Annotated in this window: 1 protein-coding gene and 1 pseudogene; both read left to right on the top strand. The window is 76.3% G+C overall.

Annotated elements, in window-relative coordinates; translation table 11 throughout:
- A pseudogene (locus DKT68_RS31015) lies at nucleotides 1–195 on the top strand (hypothetical protein); the annotation flags it as partial.
- Nucleotides 192–1,268 carry a DUF6807 domain-containing protein gene (locus DKT68_RS00055; RefSeq protein ID WP_407940672.1) on the top strand — a complete coding sequence of 359 codons (1,077 nt, stop codon included), beginning with the start codon at nucleotides 192–194 and terminating at the stop codon, nucleotides 1,266–1,268. The pseudogene DKT68_RS31015 and the gene DKT68_RS00055, both read left to right, overlap by 4 nt.
- Nucleotides 1,269–1,344: the final 76 nt, after the last annotated feature.

Genomic DNA, 1,344 nt, shown 5'->3' with positions numbered 1-1,344 from the left:
CCGGTGAGCGCCGCCCGCGCCTGCCTCGACGCGCCCACCCGCTGGGCGGCGCTCACCGGGGTGACCGCGCTGGCCGCGCTGCTCGGCGTCCTGGTCACGCCGGTCGCCCTGCCGATCCTCGCCGGCTACACCGTGGCCGCCCTGCACGCCGTCGCCGGCCGCCTGCCGGTCCCCGCCCATCCGGAGCTGCCGTGACCGCCGAGAGCCCCTCCCGCCGCGTCGCCACCGACCAGTCGGCCACCGACCCAGGCCCGTGGGGCGTGACCGTGCCCGGGCCGTCCGTCGCGACCGACGCCGGTGAAGCCGAACCCGCCGCGGCCGAGGGATCGGCACGGCTGCTGGTCGACGGGACGGAGGTCGCCCGGTACGTGCTCGACCCGGCGCTCGACGCACGGCACGGGCCCCGGCCGTACCTGCACCCGGTGCGCACCCTCGCCGGCACGGTGGTCACCGACGCGCTGCCCGCCGACCACGTGTGGCACCTCGGCGCCTCCCTCGCGGTGCAGGACGTCAACGGCGCCAACCTGTGGGGAGGGCGCACCTACGTCCGCGACGTCGGCTACACCTGGCGCGACGACCACGGGCGCATCGCGCACACCGAATGGTCGGAGCGGGCGGACGACCGGCTGGCGCACCGGTTGGAGTGGCGCGACCGGCAGGGGACGGTGCTGCTCACCGAGCGCCGCCAACTCGCCGCCGTGCCCCTGACCGGCGCCGTCCCTGTGACCGGGGACGGGCCGCTGACCGGCGCCGTCCCGCTGGCCGGGGACGGGCCGCTGACCGGGGACGGGCCGCTGATCGGGGACGGGTCGAGCGCCGTGTCGGCCTGGCTGCTGGAGGTCGACTACACGTTGAGTGCCCCGCCCGGGCAGGACGTACGGCTGGGCAGTCCAGCCACCAACGGTCGCCCCGGCGGGGCCGGCTACGGCGGCTTCTTCTGGAGGGCGGGCTCGGCTGACCGGGCGTCGATCTTCAGCGCCGCGGCGACGGGGGAGGAGGCGGTCAACGGCTCCTCCGAGCCGTGGGTCGCGCTGCGCGGCACCGGGTCGGACGGCCGTGCGTACACCCTGGTCTTCACTGGTCTCGGCGACGGTGACCGGTGGTTCGTGCGGGCCGCGATGTACCCGGGCGTGGGGGTGGCGTTCGCGTTCGAGCGGCCGGTCACGATCCCGGCCGGCACCCAGCGGAGAGGCCGGCACCGAGTGGTGGTGGCCGACGGCGCGCTCAACCGTGCCACCGCTGCGGCCCTCGCCTCCTCCGCGCGTTGACCATGAAGTTGTAGCCACGACACGCCGGGCGGCTGGGCAACAACTTCATGATCAACGGGGTGGGCGGGCGCCGGCA

This window comes from Micromonospora acroterricola (assembly GCF_003172955.1).
In the GTDB taxonomy this organism is placed as follows: Bacteria; Actinomycetota; Actinomycetes; order Mycobacteriales; family Micromonosporaceae; genus Micromonospora; species Micromonospora acroterricola.
The sequence above is the reverse complement of the archived record's forward strand: the minus strand, read 5'-3'. Positions and strand labels throughout refer to the sequence as shown.